The organism is Oleiphilus sp. HI0079, assembly GCF_001635105.1.
In genome coordinates this window covers 1-861 of the sequence record NZ_LWFT01001426.1, presented here as the reverse complement: position 1 = coordinate 861, position 861 = coordinate 1, and the positions used below count along the sequence as shown (strand labels likewise).

Sequence of the window (861 nt, the reverse complement as noted above, 5' to 3'; positions counted from 1 at the left end):
TCCCGCCATCCTTGCGGGTAATAACTAATGTGCAGTCCCGAGGAATCAAACCACTTTCTTTCGCTGCAGGAAAGCTGGTTGACGCTGGATTACCATTACCAGGATGCTGAATATTCACGAACGCTGTGCGACGATCTGGCGTAACTGTAAAGCCAGTAATCTCATCACTATTCACACCAACGAGCAGGCGCTTTGGCTGAGGAATCTCACCTTCGGCTAGCTCCTGATTGGTATCAAATACCGTTAACTGATCTTGCAAGCCTTGTGGCTGCCCACCATCGGTACCGATAAACAAGCGGCCGTCTTCATCAGCCCAAGCGGCATCTGGAGAAGAGAAGGCAGTTTCCTGATCAACCGTATCTGATGCAAGAATGTAGATATCCCAAGTAAAACTGTCTGCTGAGTGATCAGTGGTGCGAATAATGTGTCCGTTTGAGTTTGGTGCTTGCGGGTTAGCAGCATTTGGCTCAGTTCGGCGCGAGTTATTGGTAAGGGTCCAAAATACCTCACCATTCTTACCAATTGTCGTCCATTCTGGTCGATCCATCGGTGTTGCGCCAACAATGTCAGCCGCAATCCGCGTATTGATTAAGAGCTCACCCATATCACTAAAGCGTGCTGCAAGCTCTGGATTGTCCAGTGTTAACGGAAGCCAGTCACCCGACCCATCCTCATTAAATCGCGCAACGAACAAGGTACCGTTGTCTAACGGGCTTTCGCCATCGGCAATCGCTCTTGCCCATGAAACATGAGACTCAAACTTGTAGCAATAATCAAAGCGCTGGTCATCACCCATGTAGCAGGCAACGCGGCCATCATCCAACTCTTTAATTGCGATTGCTTCATGCTTAAACCGGCCAA

At 49.2% G+C, this 861-nt stretch carries 1 protein-coding gene; it reads right to left on the bottom strand.

The features are described from left to right. The coding region (locus A3750_RS24540; RefSeq protein WP_156498922.1) for a PhoX family phosphatase at positions 1–861 on the bottom strand (861 nt) is incomplete at both ends.